We start from the raw sequence: 24,879 nt of genomic DNA on the forward strand, positions 1-24,879 counted from the left end.
AGGGGGGAAACAGGAAATTTATTTTCCTCCCCTTTATAAGGGGAGGTTAGGAGGGGTAAAAATAATGTGCAACTTCAGATTAAATTGGTATAAGTCAACCTGCCTTTTTTCTGATTGCTGAATATGCTTCCCCATTTTCTCTAGGAGTTATTGTTACAACAATTATTTGGTGATTAAGCTATAATTAAGTTATCAGAAATTATTTTCGGTTATGCGACCGGAATTATTTATAAACTCCTCGCCGATTTCAATTTATATATCCTTTGATTTGGGAGATTTTTTATGTCAATTTATGTAAGGAATTTAGCTTCTGAAGTTGAAGAAACCGAAATCATGCAAATATTTTCAGAACATGGTTTTGTCAAGAAAATTTAAGTATACATAAACCATAAAACTAGCGAAAAAACAAGATTTGTCGTTGTTGAAATGGAAACAGGTGCTGAAGAAGCAGCAATTCGGGAGCTAAGAGGTACTCAGTGGATGGGACAGTACCTCAAGGTTAATAGAGCTAAAACGGAGTACAGTATTTCATAAATTTCTGTAGATTAAACGACAAGTGAGTCCCACGGTTTTTTGTAAAATCTGTGTCTCACAACAATATAAAGGAGAGAAAAAAATGCCTGATTTCTTAAATAAATCGAACCCATCACTAACTCATAGTATCACTGATAACAGCCAAGAAAATATAACTACATATAGCTGGCAATCTATATGGAGCCATCATAGTTGCCCTTGCTGTTCATACGGTTTACTCCGTCATATAAGTCATGGTGATATCTACTGGCGTTGTAGCCATTGTTATCAAACAATGCCAGTTTGGGAAATATCCAAGAGCAGAAGTAGTCTAGCTACTTCTGCTCCTCTACACGAGTTTCAAGACAAACATCCATATGAAATTTGGTAAAGGTGGCAGTGGGTGGAGCCTACCTCACATCTGTGCCGCAAGATGCTCTTGACTCTGGAGCACATTACGCGATCCTGGATGAAGGAGAGATGACGGTTCGGTAGTTGCTAGAAGGGATCGCACATATTTGATGCTGACCGAGCCGTTGAATTGTTGAAATTGCTTATCTAGCGACAACTACTTATTGACTGAAATTTGATTCGCAAAAAATTCTCTTACTGTTATTGGATGAATCTGTGGATAACGGTCATTCACCAAATTTTCCAGTTTACTAATGCCAGATTCCAGTAACCACAAATATTGCAAGCGAATGTACATCCAGGGATTTGGGTTGCTCTTCATCACTTCAATTTGAGCTTTTAAATCTTCAATCGTGCCACGATATTTCGCTGTTAATTGCTGACCTGTGACTTCTTGATAAACAGCGATAATTTCGTTTCTGGTAAGTTCATCGCCTGTAATTTGGAAGGTTGTGTTGATAGTAGTTGGATCTACGATCGCTTCAGCTGTGTATTTGGCTGTGTCATCCATAGTTGTCAGATCCATCTTTGTATTTCCATCTCCCCAGGCTTCAGCCGTACCGTTCTCAAAGTCATATGCTCCAAAGAACGGTGCAAACATCACTTCCATAAATGCACCATTCATAATAAACGTATAGTTTAACTTCCCAAGTTTATGGTAGCCAGGGCGATCGCTCGTGGAGAACTGAAACCGATTCTGGAAAGCCACACTGCTCGCGCTGGATTGCCCATCGCAGTGGTCTATCCACAGAAACGATACCTATCGGCTAAAGTCGGCGCTTTTGTTGAATTTATGGCAGAATTAACGACTGCTTTAAAACGAGTCGGAGTTGTGGACTGAAGATGACTTTTTGCAGCCCACAGAGAACACTATCCCTCAAACCCGGAATGCGATTTATACTGACGCGCAGTGCGATCGCTCAAGGTAAAATTGGGCAATAAGTTTCAGATACTATTTTTGATTTACCCTTCCAGTGACGCTTTGTTGGGAAGTTAATGATATACTTGGGTTGCTTTATGCTAGAAATACTTAGATTAGTAGTATTACAAGTATCTGTGGAAACATTTGATATTTTTTGGTTATAATTACAAATTTCAATTGATAGATCTGGATAAAACCAAAACTTTAACCGTATTATTACGGAATAGACAATCGATTATAAAAATGAGTCTAAAAAATTGACAGGAGAAAATCAAGGTGTTATACAGGTATATTGAAGCACTTGTTTAATTTATACCAAAGCTAAAAAACACTTGAAACATGATTTCCGTGTTATGAGCCATAGTCTGAATCAAACAGTAGCAATGTATTTATTTATACAAGTTACTTATGTATGTCCAATATCCTTCCCCTCGCTCCTGGAATGCGAGTCTTATGCCGTGACGCTGAATGGCTGGTACAGCGTGTAGAAGCATCTAATGACATCGGCTCACAATATGCAGTGCATATGGTGGGAGTTGATGATTTAGTGCGGGGATATCAAGCGATTTTTTTGACGCAACTCGATCGAATTGAGTCAGTCGATCCGCGTAAAACAAAGCTGGTTCCAGATAATTCAAATGGCTTCCGTCGTTCCAAGTTATTCCTAGAAGCTCAATTGCGACATATGCCAGCAACGGGAGAAGAACCCGATCTAGTGGGGTTAGGTGCATTTGACCCGATGCCATTTCAAATGGTAGCAGTGCGGCGATCGCTCGAACAACTCCGACCTAGATTATTATTGGCCGATGCAGTTGGATTGGGCAAGACTATCCAGGTAGGCATGATTTTAACTGAGTTGATGCGTCGGGGACGGGCAAATCGCATTTTGGTACTGACCAAGAAATCAATGCTGACGCAGTTTCAGGCAGAACTTTGGAATCGTTTTGCCATTCCTCTTGTACGTTTGGATTCTCAAGGTATTGCTAAACTCAGGTTGCGGATTCCAACAAACAAAAATCCATTTGAAGTTTATCACCGAGTCATCATCAGCATTGACACTCTTAAGGACGTTGGGCGCTATCGCCACTTTTTGGAAGAAACTCAATGGGATGTGGTGGTGATTGATGAAGCTCACAACGTTGCAGGCGCAAGTGTTCCAGAAAACCATTTGGCACATCGATTGGCTCGGTTATTGTCAAGGCGTACAGATAGTATGTTGTTGACAACAGCAACACCTCATAATGGCAAACGAGAAACTTTTGGGCGTCTTATCTCCTTACTAGACCCATCTGCAATTCCAGATCCTCGTTACCGAGAGTACGATGCAGGGGATATTCGCGGCTTTTATTTGATGCGCTTTAAAGAAGATGTACGTCATCAGATCGATCCAGTGGGACAACAACTTAGCGATCGCTTGGTTGTACCTTTTCCAGAAACTAGAAACCAAGCAACCGAAGCAGAAGAAACTGCTTACAGTATTTTAGGGGAATTACGAGAAGCCGTTCAAGCAGCACAAGAAACTGCACAGCATTCAGACTGGAGAAACCAGCGCTTGATTCAATATGGTCTTTATAAACAGTTTCTTTCTAGCCCGGAATCTTGTGCAGGTACTGTTGGCAAACGAATTAAAAAGCTACAGACAGAAGACCCAAAATCCCCTGAGTTACCTTATTTGAAAAAGTTAGAAGTCACTTTAAAAAATCTTTCCTTAACGGAATCTTCACGTTTTCATCTGTTACTCGCTCAACTAGAGAATATTGGTTGGACAGGTAAAGAAAATAGTCCGCGTATCCTTATATTTACTGAATATGTTGAAACTCAAAAAGCCTTAGCTGTTGCGATCGCGCAAGCATTTAACCTCAAACATAGCGAGAAATTTGAAGACCAACCAAAACAAGCGATCGCCTCCATCAGTGGGGCTTGTCCAGATGTACATTTGATGAAAACAGTAGAAGCATTTGGCACTCAAACTTCACCTGTACGAATGATGATTGCAACAGATGTCGCATCTGAAGGCATCAACTTACATCACCAATGTCACCAAGTTATTCACTACGATCTTCCGTGGTCTATTATCACCCTGATTCAACGGAACGGGAGAATTGACCGGATTGGGCAAACCAAAACGCCTATTTTGCGGTATTTGATGGTTGAGACGAAAAACGGGCTTCTGAAAGGGGACTCGGCTATTTTTGAGCGTTTAATCACCAAAGTGGAAGAAATTAATCGCAGTACCAGGTCTGGAGAAAGCTTGCTTCAACTGTATGACCCCGAACAAGAAACAGAGTACATCGCCGAACAGGGCTTGTTGAAGGGAGATAATGACGTTCTAGAGAAACGAGCGGAACAGGGTACAACAACTTCCACTGAAGCCAAAGAATTAGAATTAATTATTTCCACAGCTAACCTTAAAGACGATGATGACCTATTGGCGTTATTGCTAAGTGAAGGAGACGAAAATAATAATCTTGAAGAATCTGCTAGCACGGCTACACAAACGCCCTCTCCCAAAATTAATCCTCGTGATATCGGATTGGCTAGCAATCGCATTCGCTTCTACAAAGATTTCGATTTTTTGCAAGCAGCTTATGGACTCTTACAGGAATCCGATCCTAAGTATTTGCCTATCGAAGTTGAAGAGCAAATGATTACACTCACCGCACCTCTCGATTTAAAGAGACGTTTAGGTGCGCCTTCAGAGAAAAATGATATCATTTTTGGTGCAACTGCGATTCCTCAAGAAGCTTGGCAAGAACACGACCAGTTTCGCCTCACAGATAGTGTAGAACGGGTAAAGGATGCAATTACAGCCGCTCGCAATACCTCTGGCTACTGGTCTAAAGAACTACTGTGTAGCGAAACTCACCCAATTATGCAGTGGTTGGTAGAACGGTTACTCATGGAGTTTGCACGCGGAGAAGCCCCTATTGTCACTTCCAGAGAACTAGAAGATAAAGAACTGGCATTTTGTTTCATAGGTCAAGTTCCTTCTAAAGTTGGTACACCTTTAGTTGTAAATGCTCATGCTGTGTGTATTCAACCGGGCGGTCGCAGTGAAATTGCGCCTCTACGAGATACCTTGGCGGCGGCTGGATTTGAACGACTTGCAAACACAAAAGCACCAGCGCGAGTTGCTGCAGCCGAACTGTTGATTTCAGCAGCAGTAGAAGCTAGTTTAGAACATTTGCGCTCGCTAGAAAAACAGCGTCAGGAAAAGGTTAAACCCCTGTTGCAACAAGAAGAGCAACGACTGCAACAGTGGAGTCAGAAACGACAAGATATTATCAACCAGCACCTAGCTGGAATTGACGCAAATAGCGCCTCAGCTAAACGATTGCAAAGAGAACGGGATGAGATGGACAAATATCTCAAAGACCGACAGCAGCATTGGCGAGATATGCACTTATTACCAGGTGAATCCCCCATTACTCGATTAATTTTGGTTATAGAAGGAGTGAAGTGATGACTTTGGATTTTGCTATTCTTAACGTAGGTGAATACTACTCGTCTCACTACCTCGATACCACCTTCTCCAAAGATGCACAGAAGTTTACCCAGTCGTGGAAGGAAGCAGGAGCAGTAGCATCACCCCGACAATTGCAGAAGCTAGGACAACGATATTTTAAGGCAAAAGCCCAAGCAATTGAAGAATTAAATTGGTATTACAGGCGAAATGCAGGAGCCGAAATTCAATCTTGGCACTCCTACCTGTTACAAGCACTTGGGTATGATGACTTGGAAGCAATGGACTTACCTGTGGAAACAGAGGATGTTTATATTCCAATCCTGGGATTGTTAAAGCGCTTTGGTCAACCTTGGCTGATAATATGTGAAAGTATATTTTGTATCCCAGATGGGAGTTTACCAGATGGAGTTGCTAGCGAAGATCCTCTGGAAAAGGAACTATTAACAGCACAGTTGGTAGATTCTCACCACAAACTGGTTCAAGGTGATTGGGGTCGAGCCATAGGTGAGATTTTTAAAATCGAAGACGCGCCACGTTGGGTGATGCTGTTGGCGGGGAGTAGAATACTGCTAGTTGACCGCAAAACCTATGCTAACGGGCGTTGGTTAGCATTTGATTTGGATGAAGCTTTTGGTCGTAATGAAAAAGCAACCTTTGAGCAAATCGCCACTTTCTTGTCACGAGAAACACTAGCACCAGACAGTGAATCTACGGAATTACTGCACGATACTTTAGGAGAACAAAGCCACAAACTTGCTCATGGAGTCACAGAAAACCTACAGGTAGCAGTTCGGGAAGCAATTGAGTTATTGGCGAATGAATGGGTAAGCGATCGTCGTCGTCGTAATTTAGGTATGATTAACCTGCGCCCAGAGCAAGCACTACCCAATGGCTCAACCACCGTCACCGCAGAACAACTGCGTCATGAAGCCCTAACCTTTGTATATCGGTTGATTTTCTGCTTTTATGCAGAAGCACATGGGACGGAACTTGGTATTTTACCTATCAATGACGATGCTTACCGCTTGGGCTATAGCTTGGAAGCGTTGCGAGATTTGGAGTTAGTACCACTTTCCGGACAATCTGCTGAAGGAACTTATTTTCAAACACACTTAGATAGACTTTTCACCCTTGTCCATGAAGGATTTCATCCCCGACAACAGGAAAATAATCCCAACCAATTGCAATTGCAATTGACCGAACAACCGCGAAGCTTTGAAATACCACCTCTAACCGCGACACTTTTTGACCCTAAAGCCACCCCTTTACTGAACCGGGCGCAACTATCGAACCACTGCTTGCAACAAGTGATTCGCCTCCTTTCTCTCAGCTACGACGAAAAAACCAAGACGACTGGAAGGGTTAACTATGCAGACTTAGGCATCAATCAGCTAGGGGCGGTCTATGAGGGGCTTTTGTCTTATAAAGGGATGTTTGCAGAGCAGGATTTCATCCAAGTAAAACGCGCCCAAGATGAATTTAGCAAGTCCAAAACTCAAACCTGGTTTGTTCCCAAAGAGCGACTGGAGGAGTTTAAGAAAGATGAGGTAGAACGCCTGGGAGATGGTAAACCAAGGATTTATACCAAAGGGTCATTTATCTTGCACCTGTCGGGATTAGATAGAGAACAGAGTGCTTCTTATTACACCCCAGAAGTGCTGACAAAGTGTTTAGTTGAAGAAACACTGCGACCCTTATTAAAAGATTATACACCAGAAGATGCAGACAAAATTCTGCAATTAACCGTCTGTGAACCAGCAATGGGAAGCGGTGCGTTCTTAAATGAAGCAGCAAACCAATTGGCACAGAAGTACCTGGAATTGAAGCAAAAGCAACTAGGACAATCCATAGAACCTTCGGATTACCCGGATGAATTGCGTCGCGTTAAGCACTACATCACCACTCGTAACCTCTACGGCGTAGACCTCAATCCTACAGCAGTGGAATTAGGGGCGCTGTCTCTGTGGTTGAACTCTATGCACCGGGCGAAATTAGTTCATCAAGAAGGACAGGAAGAATGGGTACGGGGTGCAACACCTTGGTTTGGCTTGCGACTCAGAACAGGTAACAGTTTAATTGGCGCACGACGGGCGGTGTGGACAAAAGCGCAATTGCTGGCGGGAGTGCATCTCAAAAGCGGTCATGAGGCGGTAGAACCCCGCCAACTCAAGTCAGGAGAACAGCGAGGCAAAAACGAAGTTTATCACTATCTGGTATTCGACCCTGATATGGTGCCAACCTCTGGTGATGGCTTGGTGAAACAGTTTCAACCCAAGGAAGTGCAGAAAGCAAAAGACTGGGTGAAAAAAGAAGTTAAAAGCAAGTGGACAGAAGCAGAGGTAAATTTAGCCTTAAGTATTAGCGATTTAATTGACCAACACGAACAGCAGTATGCTAAAGAAAGATTAGCCGCATTAAAGAAAACTGCTTGCCCCGGTAGCGTATGGCCCCAACGACCAACAACTGAACCCGGTCCCAGCCTTGCTTTACAAGAAGAAGTGAAAGCGAAGTTAGAATCAACCTCCGGCAGTTTTCAACGGTTGAAACTGTTAATGGACTCTTGGTGTGCGTTGTTTTTCTGGTCAATGGATGCGGTAGAAGCGCTACCAAAACGGGAAGATTATTTAGAAGCAGCACAAATATTATTGGCGAGAGAAGGAGATTTGAGCATTAAAGCCTATCGATTGAATTTTGATGGGGCAAATTTGCTGAAAGCAACTGCACAAACTCATTTGGATACCGATCTATTGTGTGCTGCGGTAGCTTGGTATCGAGTCAGTAGAGACATTGCAGAACAAGAGAGGTTTCAGCATTGGGAGTTGGCATTTCCAGAAGTGTTGGGATGCGATGCAAGTCAGTCCAAAGGCTTTGATGTCATTTTAGGAAACCCTCCCTGGTTAAAGGTATCTTGGGCTGATGCAGCATTGTTAAGTGATTTCAATCCGATTTTAGGTGTAAGAGATGCTAGAAGTGCAGAGTTTAACAAAGAACGTCCTCAAGTTTTAAAAGAGGAATCAACAATAAGAATTTATTTAGAGGCTCAACAATCCAGTTTGGGAACGGTTGCTTTTTTGAATTGTCACCGACTGTATGAGGCTTTGCGGGGAAGTCAGACAAATCTGTATAAGAATTTTATTGTAAAAAGTTGGGCTTTACTTAGTAAAAATGGCTTTGGTGGATTGTTACATCCAGAAGGTGTATATGACGATCCTAAAGGTGGTCAATTCCGAGCAGTATACTATTCTCGTTTAGTAGGACACTATCACCTTAAGAACGAGTTAAAGCTCTTTGAAGATGTTGGCGATCAAGCAGATTTCAGCCTAAATGTTTTTCGAGGAACTCCTACTAGTATCGATTTTATACAGCTAGTTAACCTTTATACTCCTATCACTATATCTGCTTGTCGCACTCATACTAATCCTCAAGATTCAATTCCAGGACTAAAAACAGATAATGCTATCTGGGAAACTAAAGGTCATTGCGATCGCATTGTTCATATCACAGAAAAAACTTTAGAAATATTTCATGCTTTACTTGAGGACTCTACGGTATCAATTATCGAAACTCGCTTACCACAAGTACACGCCCGCCAATTGGTAACAGTTATCGAAAAAATTAGTCAATCACCAAAGTGGCTTCCTGAGCTAGAGGGCAAATACTCTGCCACAGTTATGTTTGATGAAACCTACTCTCAACGGGATGGAATTCTTACACGGCAAGATAATCCTAGTTTTCAGCCACAAAATACCTCTGAATGGGTTGTTAGCGGACCTCACTTTTATGTTGGAACTCCTTTAAACAAAACTCCACGCCCTGTTTGTCAATCCAAAGGTGCTTACGATGATATCGATTTAACAGTAATACCTGAAGACTATTTGCCACGAGCAGTTTATCGTCCTGGGAATAAGGAGGGCGATCGCACTGCATTTAATGCAGCTATTCCTACTTGGAAGAATACTGAAGTTACTGCTCATTACAGATTTGTTAATAGAATTATGGCAAGTCTTAGCACTGAGAGAACATTAATCAGTGCTATCATGCCACCTGGAGTTACCCATATTCATGCAGTTTGTTCTACTAAATTTCAAAATACATTTGATTTAGTTGGATTTGCTGCTGAAAGCGCATCAATTATTTCGGACTTTTTTATACGTATCTTAGGTAGAACAAATATTTATAGTTCAGACTTAAGTATCCTACCTCAAATTCAAAACCCTCACCTCACCCCCATCATGCACCGGGGATTACGCCTCAACGCCCTCACCCGTGCCTACGCCAACCTTTGGTCATCCGTCGCCCTCACTAGAATGCCCCAAGATAACTGGGCAGTAGAGAACCCGATGCTAGACTCCTTTGAGGCACCTTGGCATCAACTCGACCCCCAGCAGTGGACATGGCATTCCCCCCTCCGCAGCGACTACTCCCGCCGCCAAGCCCTTTTGGAAATTGATGTACTGGTAGCCCTCGCCCTCGGTTTATCTCTTGATGAACTTAACACCATCTATCGCGTACAGTTCCCCGTCATGCGGCAATACGAACTTGCAGATGAGTATGATGCCAAAGGTCAACGCCTCCCCAGTACTGACCGTAAAACTGCGGGAGGGAAAGAAGTCCGCGAAGCCCGCAAAGACTGGAATGGGACTACTCCCCTCACCATCAGTTGGCAAATCAACGATGGCTTAGAAACAGTCACCAAAACCTTCTATCCACCATTTACCAAAGTTGACAGGGAAGAAGATTACAGAATTGCCTATGACGTGTTTAAAAGGCGATACGGCATAAAGGAGGTCTAGTGTAACGAAAAACTTGATTTGAGGTTGAATTAAATTATCAGGAACATCAAAACTCTTATTTGCTATGCAACCAAAACATCCCTGGCTACAAAAATGTTTGCAACATCTGGAAGAATTACCCCAGATTAAGACAACAGCAACCATAGAACCTTTTCTAGGGGAGATTCTAGCTGATGGACTGCTGACTATATCCACACCTTACCATGAAATAAAATATGTTGTTGAAATCAAATCTCCCCTAACTCTGGAAACACTCGATTCAACACTTGACTATCTCAATCATCTCAAAGAGCACCTGAATGATAGCCAAAGACCATTACTTGTGACAGACACACTATCTGATGCAGTAGTTAATGAACTTTTGGATAAAAATATTGAGTTTCTGGACACTACAGGCAATATTTATCTAAACAATTCCTACTTCTATATTTTACTTAGGAGCAATTCAATTCAAAACAAGAAATCATCCTCTGCTGCTAAAATCACTCCCAGTACTTTGAAAGTAGCATACGCCCTACTTCAAAACCCTTCTATATTGAAAAAAGATTTGCAAATTATAGCAGAAGTTGCTGGGGTTGATGTGAAAACTGTCAAACGCAGTTTAACTTCTTTGTATGAATTGAATTATTTACAACGTCAAAGCGGTAGAGAATATCGAATCGAAAATTTTACAAAACTTCTAGAAAGATGGGAAATGGGCTATATAGAGAATTTAAGGTCAGAACTTTTAATAGATACATTTACACCCATAGGAAACCTAAAATTTTCTGATATTAGTAACAAATTATTAGAATCAGCTAAAACTCACTCAATATTAATTGGTGGAGAATTAGGTGCTGCTCTACTGACAGAATACTTACAACCAATCAGCGCAGTTCTTCATATCCCACAGCAAGAAAATTATCGCATAATAACCACTCAGTTACGCCTTAAACCAGACCCAAGAGGAAGCATTACCATTCTCAGACAATTTGGAACTCAGAATAATTATAAAGATTATGAATATAAACCTGTTGTCAATCCATTGTTAATTCATGCCGAATTAGCTTTAAATCCAGATGAGCGTTTAAAAGAAACAGCTAATCGACTTTACAATCAATATATTTATAAAAAAGAAAAATCACTGATATAAAACGTCATGAATGAACCACTAAATTTAGATACAAAACAATTTCTCAGTGATTTCAAAGCTATTATAGCGCCATTACAAATTCCAATGTTGTTGATAGGCGCTCAAGCAAGATTGTTAATTTTTGACAGTCAATATAAAATTCAAGGTCGAGCAACTACAGATTGGGATGTAGCAGTAAAACTGGAAAACTGGGATAAATATGATGTCCTAGTAACTAAAATGACGGCTGGCGATGCTCCTAAATTTAAAAAAACCAATGTTATCCATAAATTTATACATATTAACACTGGAATAGAAGTTGATGTTATTCCCTTTGGTGAAATCAGTAATGAAGAACACACCATTACTTGGTCTGATGGTAATCAAATGAGTACTTTAGGCTTAGAAGAAACTTTTATAAATACACAAATTGAAAAAATAGATGATATTGAAATTAGGGTTGTAAGTCTTTATGCTTTTATAGCTTTAAAATTACTAGCTTGGAATGAACGCCGAGAAAACAAAGACTTAGAAGACATTATTTTAGTTCTTCAAAATTATCAGGAAGAAGAAAGAGTATTTGAAGAACTTTTAGATGAAATTTCATCAGGACAGTTTGAAATTGATGAAGCATCAATTATTCTAATTGGTCGAGAGATACGCACCCTATTTAGCCATCAAACCTTAAACAAACTCAATCAAATAATTACTCAAATTATAGATAATAAGAATCAGTACTTACCACAATTTATACCCAAGTATTTAGAAGCCAATACCTGGGATGAAGCATTCAATAAACTCGTTAAACGCTTTCAAGCCCTCCAATATGGTCTAGAAAATCCTCCAATTTAACTAATTTATCTGAAAAACCACTCCCAACATACCCTCAAATTACCACTATCTCTCTAACTCTTACCTCTGTGTCCTCTGCGCCTCTGCGGTTTTTTAAATAGGTAATCTTGCCAAAAAGGAGCAACAACCCCTAACCCCACTCATCAACTATCCTCATACACCATGCTACCAGCCCATATTGCCGAAAACATCCGCCGCCAAGTCCTATACTACCTGCAATCCACCTTCGACTTTCGCGATCGCACCGTCAGCCAAGCCTTTGAAAAATTCCTCCAAGATCCAGAACAAGGACTATTCAAAGGACCCTGGGTACAATTGCGGCGTCCATTCCGGCTGGTAAACAAACCTTACACCCCCCCCTTTGACCTCAGCATTCCCTTCCTTCCCTTTCGCCATCAAAGCGTTGCTTGGAGACGCTTAACCAGCAAAAACCACAAACCAGAACCCACGCTCATCACCACTGGTACTGGCTCTGGGAAAACAGAATGCTTCCTCTACCCCCTGCTAGACCACACTCTGCGAGCCAAACAAGCCAGACACCCCGGAATCAAAGCCATTGTCCTCTACCCCATGAACGCCCTCGCTACCGACCAAGAACGGCGCTTCGCCAAAGCCATCTGGGACAATCCAGCCCTAAGAAAAGCAGGTATCCGTGTTGGTACTTACACTGGACGCTACGACCCCAGTGACCCCACCTCTAAAGACTCCGGGACAACCAATATGGGTAAAGACCACGGAATCACCAACCACGAAACCCAACTGGACAACCCCCCCGACATTTTGTTAACCAACTACAAAATGCTGGATTTTCTCCTGCTGCGACCACAAGACCAGAAACTCTGGCGCTACAATCAACCCAACACACTCCAATATCTAATACTAGACGAACTGCATACCTATGATGGTGCTCAAGGTGCAGATGTCGCTTGTTTGATCCGACGACTAAAAGAACGACTCGCCATACCCAAAGGGAACCTCTGCATTGTTGGTACTAGCGCCACAATGGATGACCGAGACAGAAGCGATCGCGCTACTGGTTTGATTTCTATGGATGCAATGGAAACAGGAGGCGATCGCCTAGCCCGCTTTGCCAGTACTTTATTTGAAGAAGACATACCCACCGAAGCAGTCATTGTCGAAGATAGACTGACGGTGGAAGAAATTGTCAAACCTGACGAAGAATTAATTTCCCTAGATTTACCCACCCCCGAAGACTGCACCCCTCACGCAGATGAAGATGCTACAGCCTATGCTATCCGCCAAGCACAACTCTGGGGCGGACCACAGTTTGAAGAACCTATAAAAGGCGATCGCACCGCCGCCGTTGAGAGTTGGTCAATTGCACTGGGAGACTGGTTAAAAGGGACACAACTCTTCAAGCACCTGCTGGAACTCTTTGATACAGCCGAATGTTCCTTTGAAGGTCCCCTCACTTGGACAAAGCTGGCGGAAAGCTTAGCAGCCAAAGACTTTTCCTTTATTGCTGTTCCCGATCGCGAAGAACGCAAACGCATTATAACCGCCTTCTTTGCCATTGTTGCCCATGCTAAAGAAATCCGCAGCAATAGAGCATTTCCCCTAGTTCCCACCCAGGTACAGCTTTGGGTAAGAGAACTAGCCCGCATTGGTCGGATTGTCTCCGAGAAACCGGAATTTGGTTGGTTAGACGAACCCTCACCAGAACCAATTCTTCCCCCCTTCCAATGCAACGAATGCGGTGCTTCTGGTTGGATTGGTTTTCAAAATCGACAGTCAGAAGCTGCAGTCAACGCCAAAGGAGTTCAAGGTTTTAAGCTAACCAATGATGTCAAGACGATCTATAATGGGTGGTTTGGTCGCAATGGGACTCACGACTCTCGGATTGTACTGATTGTCCCCGATGAAAATGGCTCAATTAATACAGGAAATTTGTTCGGTGCATGGTACTTGCATCCCGCCAGTTTAGTGTTACGCCAAGGAGAAGGCGCTTGTCCCTTAACAAAAGATACTCGCCGCTTTCGAGTTGCCTTTAACCAAGATGTGGAAAAACTAGAAAATGGTTCCCTGCGAGGAGTTCAAGCTTGTCCTTGCTGCGGTTCGCGAGAAGGCATTTTCATTATTGGTTCCCGTTCAGCTACACTTTCCAGTGTGATGGTAGATGAGTTATTCGGGTCTATGCTCAACAGCGATCCCAAACTCCTCGCCTTTACCGATAGCGTTCAAGATGCTTCCCACCGCGCTGGTTTTCTTTCCGCCCGGACTTATAACTTCTCCTTCCGTACCGCACTACAACGAGTCATTGACCATGCAGGTGCAGAGGGTATACCATTACCGGAAGTTGGGCGGCGCTTGTTGGAGTGGTGGGGTACTCCCGGATTTGGGCGACCCGGAACTATGAAAAAAGCAATCTCAGCTTTACTACCTCCAGACCTGCACAGTTACCAAGATTATCTCAATTACCGCAACAATCCTAAATTAACCCATCCTCCGAAATCTCTAGCCTTTGACATTGAAACACGCCTCACTTGGCAAGCGACAAATGAGTTTGGCATCATGTTACTGCGGGGGCGGACAATAGAAGCAAGTGGTTCCGCCTGTGTTGCATGGGATTGGCAGAAAATTGAACAGACAGTTCAGCAGATACGCGATCGCATTGAGTCTGTGGACACACAACTGCGAGACCTCAATCCAGACAACCTCCGTCGCTGGTTACTAGGGCTGCTTTACCGCTACCGATTGCGCGGTGCATTGGGGCATTTTTACTTAGAAGATTTAGCACAGAAAAACTATTGGGGAAAAGCCCCCTTTGGACGCTCAATTCCCGGTCGAGAAGTTCACCCACCTCTCACCCGTTACCGACCCAAGTTAATGGTAACTCGTGCTGATAAACACCATGACTTTATCTTTGGTAACACCTCCGGGAATACACAGCCCTGGCATATTCGCTGGACACATCGGGCGCTCAACCTTCCCATGACAGAAGCCGAGGCGATTGACTTACTCCGCCTACTATACGAAGCCGCAGAGACAACAAAGCTTTTACTTCGACTCCATACAGATAGTCATAAAATTTACTACGCCATTAATCCAGCAGCCGTGCGGCTAGTACCCAACGGAATCCGTTTTATTTGCTCGGAAACAGGGCGTCAGATAGTCCGACCTGCCAACGAAGCAAGCTTGTGGGTTGGCGCTCCCAGTTTAGAGTATAGTGCCAAAAACGGAGCCTACTCTCAAGAAAACTTTACCAGAAGACAATTATACTACCAAGACCGCTACCGTAAAGGTGCTTTACGTCGAGTCATTGCCAACGAACACACAGGACTGCTAGCCACTGAGGAACGAGAACAACTAGAGCGTACCTTCTCCCGTAGCGAACATACTGACGACCCAAATGTGCTTACTTGTACCAGCACCTTAGAAATGGGGATTGACATTGGCGACCTATCGAGCACCATGCTTTGTTCAATTCCACCTACAACTGCTAGCTACCTGCAACGCATTGGTCGCGCCGGACGAGCAACAGGTACAGCCTTAATTGTTTCCGTCATCAACCATCAACCCCATGACCTTTTCTTTTATGCTCGTCCCGTAGAAATGCTCCGTGGCAAAGTGGATGCACCGGGATGCTGGGTTGATGCTTCAGCCGTACTGGTGCGCCAATATTTAGCTTACTGTTTTGACTCTGCTGCTAAAACCGGGCAGTTGGTGGAACTTCCTCGGACTGGTACACTCTTTATCCGAGATATGGAAAACACAAACGGTCATTTTCCCAGTTTCATGGATTGGGTAGCTCAAAATCAAGTACAATTGCAGCAATCTTTTTTAGCACGTTTTACAGATGTAATTAGAGAAGATACAAAAACACGGTTTTATAGCGAAACTGCAACCGAATTACTTTTACAACGGATTCGTAAAGTTGCTAACGAATTTGACCGTCAGCGACGGGAGATAGAAAACGCCCGCCGAAGATTGCAGAATCAAAAGTCGCAGCTAGAAGAACATGAAGAAGAAGCCCGACGGGAAATTGAAGACGAACTGCGAGTCCTCAAAGGCAGACAAAATAGCCTTTCTCGAATCACAACCCTAGAGTTGCTGACTGACCACGGACTTTTACCAAATTATGCTTTCCCGGAATCAGGTGTACGCTTTTATGGTTCAGTCTATAATCGCCACCGAGTCACAGAAAATCCTGTTCCCCCAATTGAAATCGTTAGACCAGCCGCAACTGCGCTGCGGGAACTCGCACCCCATAATTTCTTTTATACCCACCAACGCCAATTTGAAATTCAACAAATTTCTATTGGTAGTAAAGAAGAACCGCTTACAGAAACTTGGGCAATTTGCGGTCAATGCGGACATATGCGTTTATCTAGTAATATTAACCAAGAACCTGCCTGTCCGCAATGCGGTTATGATGGTGGCCATGATAGTCAAGCAGATATCGGTCAACATCGCTCTTTCGTTGAATTTTCTCGTTCGGAAGCAATTTCCGTTATGGAGCAATACGATAGTCTGTCAAGCGATCGCTCTGATGAACGAGAACATACCTTTTACCAACGGCGACGGAGTTTTGACTTAACAGTGGATGCGCCAACAGGAGCAGTCGGCGAGGAAACCCTACCCTTTGGCATTGAATATCGTGCAGCCGTCGTTTTACGTGAAGTTAACGTTGGTTATTTTGACGAAGCAGGTAGTGTTGCTTTTGGTCCCGAAGGACCTGCTCCCGATCGAGGCTTCCAAGTCTGCGTAGATTGTGGTGTTGTTGCTACACCAGGAAAATCTATTGAACAAGTGACCCATCGCCGCAGTTGTTCTGCTCGGCGGCGACAAGAAAAAGCCAAAGCCGAAGGTCGCTCTTTGAATTCTTTTAAGGCAGAATCCGTGTATCTCTATCGCGAAATTCGTTCCGAAGCAATTCGGATTCTTGTCCCCTCCTTAAGCGATGACGAAATTGCTACCCTCGAAGCTTGTTTGTTACTGGGATTGCGACTGCGTTTTGAAGGTAACCCCAGCCACCTGACTATCTTTCCCCAGCGACTCCCTGATGGTGAAAACAATCTACAACGCGATTATTTAATTATTCTAGACCGAGTTCCTGGTGGTACAGGTTATCTCAAAACCCTGTTTCAAGAAACTGATGCTACCGGACGTACTGGTGAAGGCATTATAACAGTTATGCAGCGTGCTTTAGATGCTTTAGAAACCTGTCGGTGTGGAAGACTGAGTGAAAAAGACAGCGATCGCGATACCGATGGTTGCTATCGTTGCATCCGCACCTACTCCCAACAACACAGTGCAACTTCAATTAGCCGGGAACGAGGTATCAAATTACTCAAGCAACTCCTTACAGCAGGCGATCTCCGACAGGAACATCGGGCGTTAACTGAAATTCCCAACAAATTCCTGCTTGGCAGTGCTTTAGAGCGGAGGTTTATGAACAAACTGGAAGAATGGGTGAACGAGCATAACGGTTCTTGGGAGACAACCCTAGTCTTTGGGAAAACGGGTTTTCGCTTTAGTTTACCCAACACTAACCGCACCTGGGAACTTGAGTTACAGCCACAACTCCGACTCTCTCAAGGAGTTGCTATTTGCTGTCAACCTGACTTTATGTTACGGTGTGCTGATGATGAGTCCATTCTACCCGTTGCCATATTTACAGATGGTTTTGAGTTCCATGTAGAAACCAATCGATTAGCAGATGACATGGTGAAGCGACGATCTATTTTAGCATCAGGTCGCTACCATATTTGGAATTTAACATGGGATGACCTAAGTGCAACCAATTTAGAGGAATTTCTAGTTGTTCCTCAACAAATAGCAGCAAAAGTTGAAATTTTCGCTACCACAGCCATTAGCAAGGGTTTGACTATGCCTGTGGGAAGATTAGCTATTGGTAATGCTTGGCAACAGTTGACAGCATTTATCCAACGTCCAGAAGCAAGTGGTTGGCGTCGTTTGGCAGAGTTTATAGCCGCATTTCCCCTAGAAGTCTTAGCAGCAAGTCGCGTCCATGCTGAAGCGACATTGCGTAATGCTCTCGATCGTTGGCGCAACGGTCAAGATTTTATTGTTCCCCCCAGTATTGATTCTGGTGAGTGGGTTTGCTATGACAGAACAAGCGGTGGTACGGATGTCATTGCTCTATCAACAATTGCTGATTGTTTGGCAAATCGACGCGACCAAGTGCGGGTTACGGCGCGTTTGGGGGATAGTGAAACGGAGCGTTCAGCAAGCCAAACCTACCGTCCCCGGTGGCGCAAGTTTTTGACGTGCTTAAACTTGTTGCAGTTTTGTGGTGCGTTTGCGTTTTTCACAACCTCAGAAGTTGAGGCTGGTACTGCACCTGATGTACTTCCCAGTACCAGTGCGATCGCGACTAACGGTGAATGGGCTGAAATTCGAGCGGAGGTCATTCCATCACTCCAATCTGCGATCGATGAACTTGCTGTGGCGGGAGTGCCAATACCTCAAGCTGCTTACGAAGATGAAGCCATTGATAGCACTGCAGTAGCAGAGTTGGCGTGGGTGATGACATCGCCACCAATTGCCGTATTAGCCGGAGACCAAACCTTATTCGTTTCCGCTTGGCAAGCCAATGGTTGGACTGTAGTGACAGCTGATGAATTGCAGGCAAAGGGTACTGCTTTTTTAATTGAACTCGTTAGTACTGAAACAAGGGGGAATTCCTGATGGCTCAATTGATGATGCACGCGGAAGTGCTAAAACGTTTTTACAAACTACCTACAAAAGTTCAGAAAAAAGTTCCAGAACTGATTGAAAAGTTTCAAAAAAATCCTTGGGACCCAACAATTGGATTGCATGGGTTGAAAGAAATTATGCTCGATCCAAAAGTCCGAGGTGCGGATTTACCAGATGGTTATCGGGCTATTGTCATCGCACCCGAACAAGGCGATACTTTCTTGCTAGTTCATGTTGATTCCCATGACCGTGCCTATGCTTGGGCAAAAAACAAGCGTTTTGAAGTGCATGGCATTACTGGAGCATTCCAAATCTTTGACGTTCAAGAAACGACACAAGCATTGCAAGATGCTAACCCTGCGATCGCAAAAGTTCCAGATTATCCCCTCTCATCCCTTACTGATGATGACTTATTCCATGCCGGAGTGCCAAAACTACTTATCCCAGCAGTTCGCCAGGTGAATAGCGATCGCGATCTAGACGTTCTGAGCGAATATTTGCCGTCAGAGTGCTATGAAGTTCTTTTGGGGATTGTCGCTGGTTTATCACTAGACGCAGCCCTAGCTCAAGCATTGGGAACAGATACAGACAGCAATCAACCTGTCACCATTGCGGGTCCGGGAGACTTTTCTCAGTTAACTCAAAGACCAAACCGAGATTTAGTGGTCGTGGAAGGAGAAGAGGCTCTCAAGACAATGCTAGAAGGAGGTTCTTTAGAGGAATGGCGGATTTTCCTCCATCCCAAACAAAAGAAGATTGTTGAGTGGAGAACCAACGGACCTATGAGTATTACAGGTGCAGCCGGAACTGGTAAGACTGTTGCACTCATGCACCGTGCTGTTTACTTAGCTAAGCATTTACACAATCCCAAGGAACGGATACTCCTAACGACTTTTACAACTAACTTATCTGTCACTATCAAAAGCTATTTGCGCCGTCTCGATCCAATTGCAGCAGAACATATAGAAGTTACTAACTTAAATCAGCTTGCTCGTACTATTTGCGCTCGTAGTGGATGGAAGGGACGGATTGTGTCTCCAGAAGAACTCAATGACCTTTGGGAAGAGGTGTGGGAAGACCCAAATATTGTTAATTTACCAATGTCGAAAGCAGAACTCCAAAAGGAGTTTGACCTTGTAATAGATGCTAATGGAGTTGATTCTGAAGAAGCTTATTTAACAACTTTGCGTACAGGGCGACCCCGTATGGGTAGAAAAGAACGGCGTGAAGCGTGGAAGGTATTCCAGGCTTTTAGACGCTTATTACTCAAGCGAAATCTCCTGACGTTTGAAGGTGCAATTCATCAAGCACGATTTGCAGTTGAGCAAGGTAATTTTCCCCCATTTAGGCACGTTTTAGCCGATGAAGTACAAGATTTCAGCCTAGAAGCCTTGAAGTTAATTGCTGCACTGAGCCAAGTGAATCAAGGATTGTCAGATCCTCTATGTGTGGCTGGGGATGGACATCAACGCATTTATCGCACAAAAGTACCTTTAAGTTTAGCAGGCATTCATGTCACAGGTCGCTCCCGGCAATTAAAAGTCAATTATCGTACCAGCGAGCAGATTCGGCTGTTTGCTCAATCTATCCTTGAAGGTATTGCAGTTGACGATTTGAACAACGGACAGACTACAATTGTAGGCGATCGCTCTGTTTTTAAAGGTCCTCAACCAGAGATTGTTAGGTGTACGGATGAGAAAGAAGAGGCAAAACGTATTGTTAATTGGGTAAAACAGCTAATCACAGAGGAAGGGTTTGCTGCTTATGAAATCTGTATCACTCCCTACAAACCAGCAATACGAACTGCTTTAGAAACTGAAGGTGTTTTAACCTTTGAACTCAAACCACGAGAAGAAGATCCAGGACCAGAAGAACCAGGGGTTCGCCTTGGTACAATGAAGCGAATCAAAGGTTTGGAATTTCGAGCGATCGTAATGGGATGTACAACTGAATCCGATGCGATGAATCATCTTGCTACAGCAGAATTACTTGAAAGATGCGAGCGCTATGTTGCAGCAACCCGTGCTAGAGAACGTCTTTTAGTTTGTGTCGGTTTATATGACAAGAGACAAGTTCTCGTCGGGGTGACAATAAAAGCATAACTAGCTTCTTAAAAGAGGGATTTACGCAAGACTGAGTTTACAGAGCGATCGCACATTCTATCAGAGGGTTTTCTTGATGCACGGTTACAAGAAGTGCGATCGCACTTTACTTTTCAGGCGAGTGCTTGACTTTTAAGGCTGTCGTTACACAAGCCGCGATCGTGCTAGCAAGAGCTAATGCTTTGTGATTTTTGCCATAAAAATTCGTTCTTGCTCTTCTAAAGGCATATCTTTATAATAAATTACAGGATTAGGATCGCGCTTTAATAATTCTGCTAATGCTTCACTAAAGTTATCATCATCACTGCGATTTTCCGATAAATAATGTTTTAATTCTGTTCCAGCTAATTATTCAAGAGGTCTGATTGTGGTCTTTGCTCAAACCAGTTCCCCAAATGCGATCGCAACTCGCCTGACATTAGACGAGTATCGGGCTATGGAAGAAACAAACCCAGAACGCCATGAATACCACAACGGAGAGATTATTACTATGTCGGGAGGTTCAGAAGCCCACAGTGCAATTGCCAGCAACTTTTTAATTTACTTGGGGTTTTTGCTGAGAGACACCGATTTTCGTTTGTATAACAGTGACTTGCGAGTTTGGATTCCTGAATATCAGTGTGGTACTTATACCGATTTGATGGTTGTTAATGGCTTCCCAGAGTTCAATGGCGAGCGCAATGATGAAATTCTCAATCCTTTACTGATTGTCGAAGTTCTATCGCCCTCTACTGAAGCCTACGATAGAGGCGAAAAATTCAGAAAATATCGCTCTATTGCCAGTTTTGATGAATATCTGCTTGTGAGCCAAACTGAACCCTATATTGAGCAGTATCACAAACAGGATCGTAACAGTAACGATCGCTGGTTATGGCAAGTTCACTCTCACCTCGAGCAGGCGATCGTTCTGCACAGTTTAAACGTAGAAATTCCACTGACTGAAATCTATCGTCGCATTAATTTTTAACAATTTATGGTCATCGCTCTGTTTTTAAAGGTCTTAAACCAGAGATTGTTAGGTTTATGAGGTGATGGCACTCTTTATATTATAGCAAAACCCTGACTAAAGCGGGCAATGGGGTGCAAATTGTGTTAAGGTAGGGAATCAGTTTCAGAATATCGTGCCGCAACCCATAGAAATTGATGAGCTTAGTGCAGATTACAGTCGCTGTAATACCAAGCGATCGCACTACCTAGACTGTTGTTGCTGATAGTGATATTTCTATAATTTGTATTATTTAGCCAACTTCTAGCTTTGGAATTATGGGTGAAGCAGCTAATCACGTTTCTGAACCTTGCCAAGCTAAGTATTTTAAAATACCTTGGCGACCAATTATCGGTATGAGAAATCGTATTATTCATGCTGATTTTGATGTTGATTTAGATATTGTTTGGCAAGTAATCACTCAAGATTTAGGTTTACTTTTGATTGAGGTTAAAAAGGCAATAAAAGATTTGGAAACATGAATTAATATTTTAATAATAAACAATACGTATCGTAATATATAATAAAAGAAAGTGCAGGAAGTTTTTTTGTGATGAAACAAAGTAATGTTGTAAACTCGGCGGGACGTCCTCGTTCTGTGGAGGCAGAACAGGCGATTTTAAATGCAACTTGGACATTGCTCAAGGAAGGGACGGTTCGGGATTTGTCAATAGAAGCGATCGCACGAGAAGCAGGTGTGGGCAAAACCACAATTTACCGTTGGTGGTCAAGTAAAACAGCTGTAGTCATCGATGCTTTTCTGGCAAAAGTGATTTCAGAAATTCCTTTTCCTGAGGACTCCTCTGCCGCACAAGCACTCTTGGGACAAGTTATCTCTCTAGTGAAAGCATTTAGTGGGGACTACGGTCGGATTGTGGCAGAAATCATAGCTGAAGGACAAGGGGATAAGGAAGCTCTAGAGAATTTCCGCCAAAGATTTCTTTTACCACAACGCTTGGCAGCACGAGCAGTGATGGAGAAAGGTATTCAAAGCGGCGAGTTCGATCCGAACCTCGATCCCGAACTGGCAATGGATATTCTCTATGGTCCAATCTATTACCGATTATTAGTAGGTCACTTACCACTGGATGAAGAATTTGCAAGCTCTCTTCCAGAACGGGCGTTGCATTGCTTCCTTAATAAGAGTTAATATCAGCGCAAATTGCACGGTACTTCTTTTCTCTAAAGCCTTTGGACAGTTGCACATCTTTCCTGCTTTACCTAAAACTGCTCGTTATCCGCAACTCAAGCCAGATGTTTCGCTAAGCGATCGCTTCGTTGACTTGATTGAAGATGGCATTGTCGGGAGACTGATATCTAATGCCATGCTTATTGCTTCGTCTGTCCAACCCCCATCCAGAGTATTGGTATCAGCTTTCAAGAGAATTCGTGCATGATTGACCTTATAAGCTGGAGATTTTCCAATCTTTGTCAACTCTTCCAAAATCAGTCTTTCATCTGCTGTCAAGCTGACAATATACTTTTTACTCATCTGCTTAGTTGGGTATTTTTGCGCTACTGCTTGGTCAAGGATATTTGTTTATATTACCTGTTTTTGTAACCCATCAATTCAATCTTGACAATCTACTAGAAATTCGACTGGTAACTGGTAGAGCAGCTCGAATGCTCGTATCTTTTGTATACGCAATGCACTTGCAAAAAGCGGCATTGGGGAACGAGGAGACTATGGCGTGCTCTAGCCGACAAAATTCTGAGACCATTTTGTGAGACCTTGGTATCAGGCGTTTTTGGTAAACAATTTATGTGCGCGATCGCAGTAGAGCAACAGCAATACAAGACATACATTCTCTCAGATGAAAGTACCAGGAGCAAAGTCACCGTTGTTCCGGAACGGGGAGGTATTATTACTACTTGGCTCCTTAGGGAACAAGATATTTTTTACATGGATACCGAGCGGTTTGCCGATCCTACTCTATCCGTGCGGGGTGGCATTCCACTCCTTTTCCCCATCTGTGGTAACTTAGTTGATGACACCTATACCCTCAACGGAAAAACATATCAACTCAAACAGCATGGTTTTGCACGTAATCTTGCTTGGGAAGTTAGCGAACAGTCAGATTCCAATGGTGCTAGCCTAACTGTCAATCTTAAAAGTAGTGAAGAAACCCGTGCAGTTTATCCTTTCGACTTTGAGCTAAATTTTATTTATACACTTCGGGGCAATAACTTAGAATTGCGATACCGCCACACCAATCTATCTCAAGAACCTATGCCTTTTGCAACGGGCATTCATCCTTACTTTTATGCACCTGATAAAAGCAAATTGGTTGTCGATTTACCGTCCAATCAATATCAAGTGAAGGGTGACAAGACTGTTCAATCATTTGCAGGAGAGTTTGATTTTGAGCAGGATGAAATCGATTTTGCTTTCATTAATCTTTCCAAACAATCTGCTGTCGTCACTGACCAAAGTCGCAATCTCAAACTAACTGTTAGCTACGACAAGAATTATTCAACTCTAGTATTTTGGACTGTCAAAGGTAAAGATTTTTACTGTTTAGAACCTTGGAGTGCTCCCCGTAATGCTTTAAATACAGGCGAATCTTTACTACAGGCTGAACCTAATACAACAGTAGAAACAGTTATTAACATGACTGTTGAAAGTGTTTAGTTGGGAATTTTCAACTTTGGCGATCGCATGACCATAGCGTTTTCTAGTCTGCTGAGGTACAAATTTATCAGCATCCATCAGCTACAGGCTGCGGTTAGCTCAAACAATGAAATTACGTAGGTTGGGTAAAACTGTTGAAAAACCCAACAAATGTCTGTTAATGTTGGGTTTCGTTCCTCAAACGCCACTTCACTCAACTCTGGGAACCAGAGCACGTGAATGGCTCCCCAACCTACGTGTTTTTGTATTTTTAGGCGCAATGCCTATCATCAATACGGTTTAAGGACAGTGTATGACTGTATATACAATTGAACCTAATTCCCGAACATTCCATGGTTGTTTCTCGAAAAATGGCGCTTGCCACTAAATGAGTACGTAAGAGATGAATTAAGAAGAGTGTAGGTTGGGTTG

Annotated in this window: 13 protein-coding genes and 1 pseudogene; 12 read left to right on the forward strand and 2 right to left on the reverse strand. The window is 43.1% G+C overall.

Going from position 1 to position 24,879, the window contains the following annotated elements:
* Window positions 1-282: 282 nt before the first annotated feature.
* On the forward strand, window positions 283-375 hold the full coding sequence (locus F7734_RS66175) for a hypothetical protein (RefSeq protein WP_347566248.1): 93 nt from the start codon (window positions 283-285) through the stop codon (window positions 373-375).
* A 706-nt stretch (window positions 376-1,081) separates the two neighbouring features.
* Here F7734_RS66175 and F7734_RS20545 read toward each other — a convergent pair.
* The gene (locus F7734_RS20545; RefSeq protein ID WP_347566249.1) at window positions 1,082-1,633 is read right to left on the reverse strand and encodes an NmrA family NAD(P)-binding protein; all 552 of its coding nucleotides are present in this window, start codon (window positions 1,631-1,633) and stop codon (window positions 1,082-1,084) included.
* Between F7734_RS20545 and F7734_RS20550 the strand changes: the two genes are divergently transcribed.
* The 10 genes from F7734_RS20550 (at window position 1,580) to F7734_RS20595 (ending at window position 22,986) form a co-directional block, all read left to right on the forward strand.
* Window positions 1,580-1,765 carry a hypothetical protein gene (locus F7734_RS20550; RefSeq protein ID WP_155746410.1) on the forward strand — a complete coding sequence of 62 codons (186 nt, stop codon included), beginning with the start codon at window positions 1,580-1,582 and terminating at the stop codon, window positions 1,763-1,765. The genes F7734_RS20545 and F7734_RS20550 overlap by 54 nt on opposite strands.
* A 493-nt stretch (window positions 1,766-2,258) precedes the next feature.
* On the forward strand, window positions 2,259-5,309 hold the full coding sequence (locus tag F7734_RS20555) for a DEAD/DEAH box helicase (protein WP_207714157.1): 3,051 nt from the start codon (window positions 2,259-2,261) through the stop codon (window positions 5,307-5,309).
* The gene (locus tag F7734_RS20560; protein ID WP_155746411.1) at window positions 5,309-10,105 is read left to right on the forward strand and encodes a hypothetical protein; all 4,797 of its coding nucleotides are present in this window, start codon (window positions 5,309-5,311) and stop codon (window positions 10,103-10,105) included. The genes F7734_RS20555 and F7734_RS20560 overlap by 1 nt, the downstream gene beginning before the upstream one ends.
* 64 nt (window positions 10,106-10,169) lie before the next feature.
* On the forward strand, window positions 10,170-11,237 hold the full coding sequence (locus F7734_RS20565; protein ID WP_155746412.1) for a type IV toxin-antitoxin system AbiEi family antitoxin: 1,068 nt from the start codon (window positions 10,170-10,172) through the stop codon (window positions 11,235-11,237).
* A 6-nt stretch (window positions 11,238-11,243) separates the two neighbouring features.
* The gene (locus F7734_RS20570) at window positions 11,244-12,068 is read left to right on the forward strand and encodes a nucleotidyl transferase AbiEii/AbiGii toxin family protein (RefSeq protein ID WP_155746413.1); all 825 of its coding nucleotides are present in this window, start codon (window positions 11,244-11,246) and stop codon (window positions 12,066-12,068) included.
* A gap of 162 nt (window positions 12,069-12,230) precedes the next feature.
* On the forward strand, window positions 12,231-18,740 hold the full coding sequence (locus F7734_RS20575) for a DEAD/DEAH box helicase (RefSeq protein ID WP_155746414.1): 6,510 nt from the start codon (window positions 12,231-12,233) through the stop codon (window positions 18,738-18,740).
* Entirely contained in the window at window positions 18,740-20,851 is a 2,112-nt protein-coding gene (locus F7734_RS20580) for a UvrD-helicase domain-containing protein (RefSeq protein ID WP_155746415.1), read from the forward strand. The genes F7734_RS20575 and F7734_RS20580 overlap by 1 nt, the downstream gene beginning before the upstream one ends.
* Before the next feature lie 367 nt (window positions 20,852-21,218).
* Window positions 21,219-21,818, forward strand: coding sequence for a Uma2 family endonuclease (locus F7734_RS20585; protein ID WP_166482029.1), 600 nt, complete (start codon window positions 21,219-21,221; stop codon window positions 21,816-21,818).
* A gap of 296 nt (window positions 21,819-22,114) precedes the next feature.
* Window positions 22,115-22,318 carry a HepT-like ribonuclease domain-containing protein gene (locus F7734_RS20590; RefSeq protein ID WP_155746417.1) on the forward strand — a complete coding sequence of 68 codons (204 nt, stop codon included), beginning with the start codon at window positions 22,115-22,117 and terminating at the stop codon, window positions 22,316-22,318.
* A 71-nt stretch (window positions 22,319-22,389) separates the two neighbouring features.
* Entirely contained in the window at window positions 22,390-22,986 is a 597-nt protein-coding gene (locus tag F7734_RS20595; RefSeq protein ID WP_155746465.1) for a TetR/AcrR family transcriptional regulator, read from the forward strand.
* 159 nt (window positions 22,987-23,145) lie between these two features.
* On the opposite strand, the pseudogene F7734_RS20600 reads toward F7734_RS20595, so the two are convergent.
* Window positions 23,146-23,328: pseudogene (locus F7734_RS20600) on the reverse strand (IS630 family transposase); the annotation flags it as partial.
* A 270-nt stretch (window positions 23,329-23,598) separates the two neighbouring features.
* On the opposite strand from F7734_RS20600, the gene F7734_RS20605 reads away from it, so the two are divergent.
* Entirely contained in the window at window positions 23,599-24,468 is an 870-nt protein-coding gene (locus F7734_RS20605) for an aldose epimerase (RefSeq protein ID WP_155746466.1), read from the forward strand.
* The last annotated feature ends 411 nt before the right edge of the window (window positions 24,469-24,879 follow it).

The sequence above is a fragment of the Scytonema sp. UIC 10036 genome (assembly GCF_009725235.1).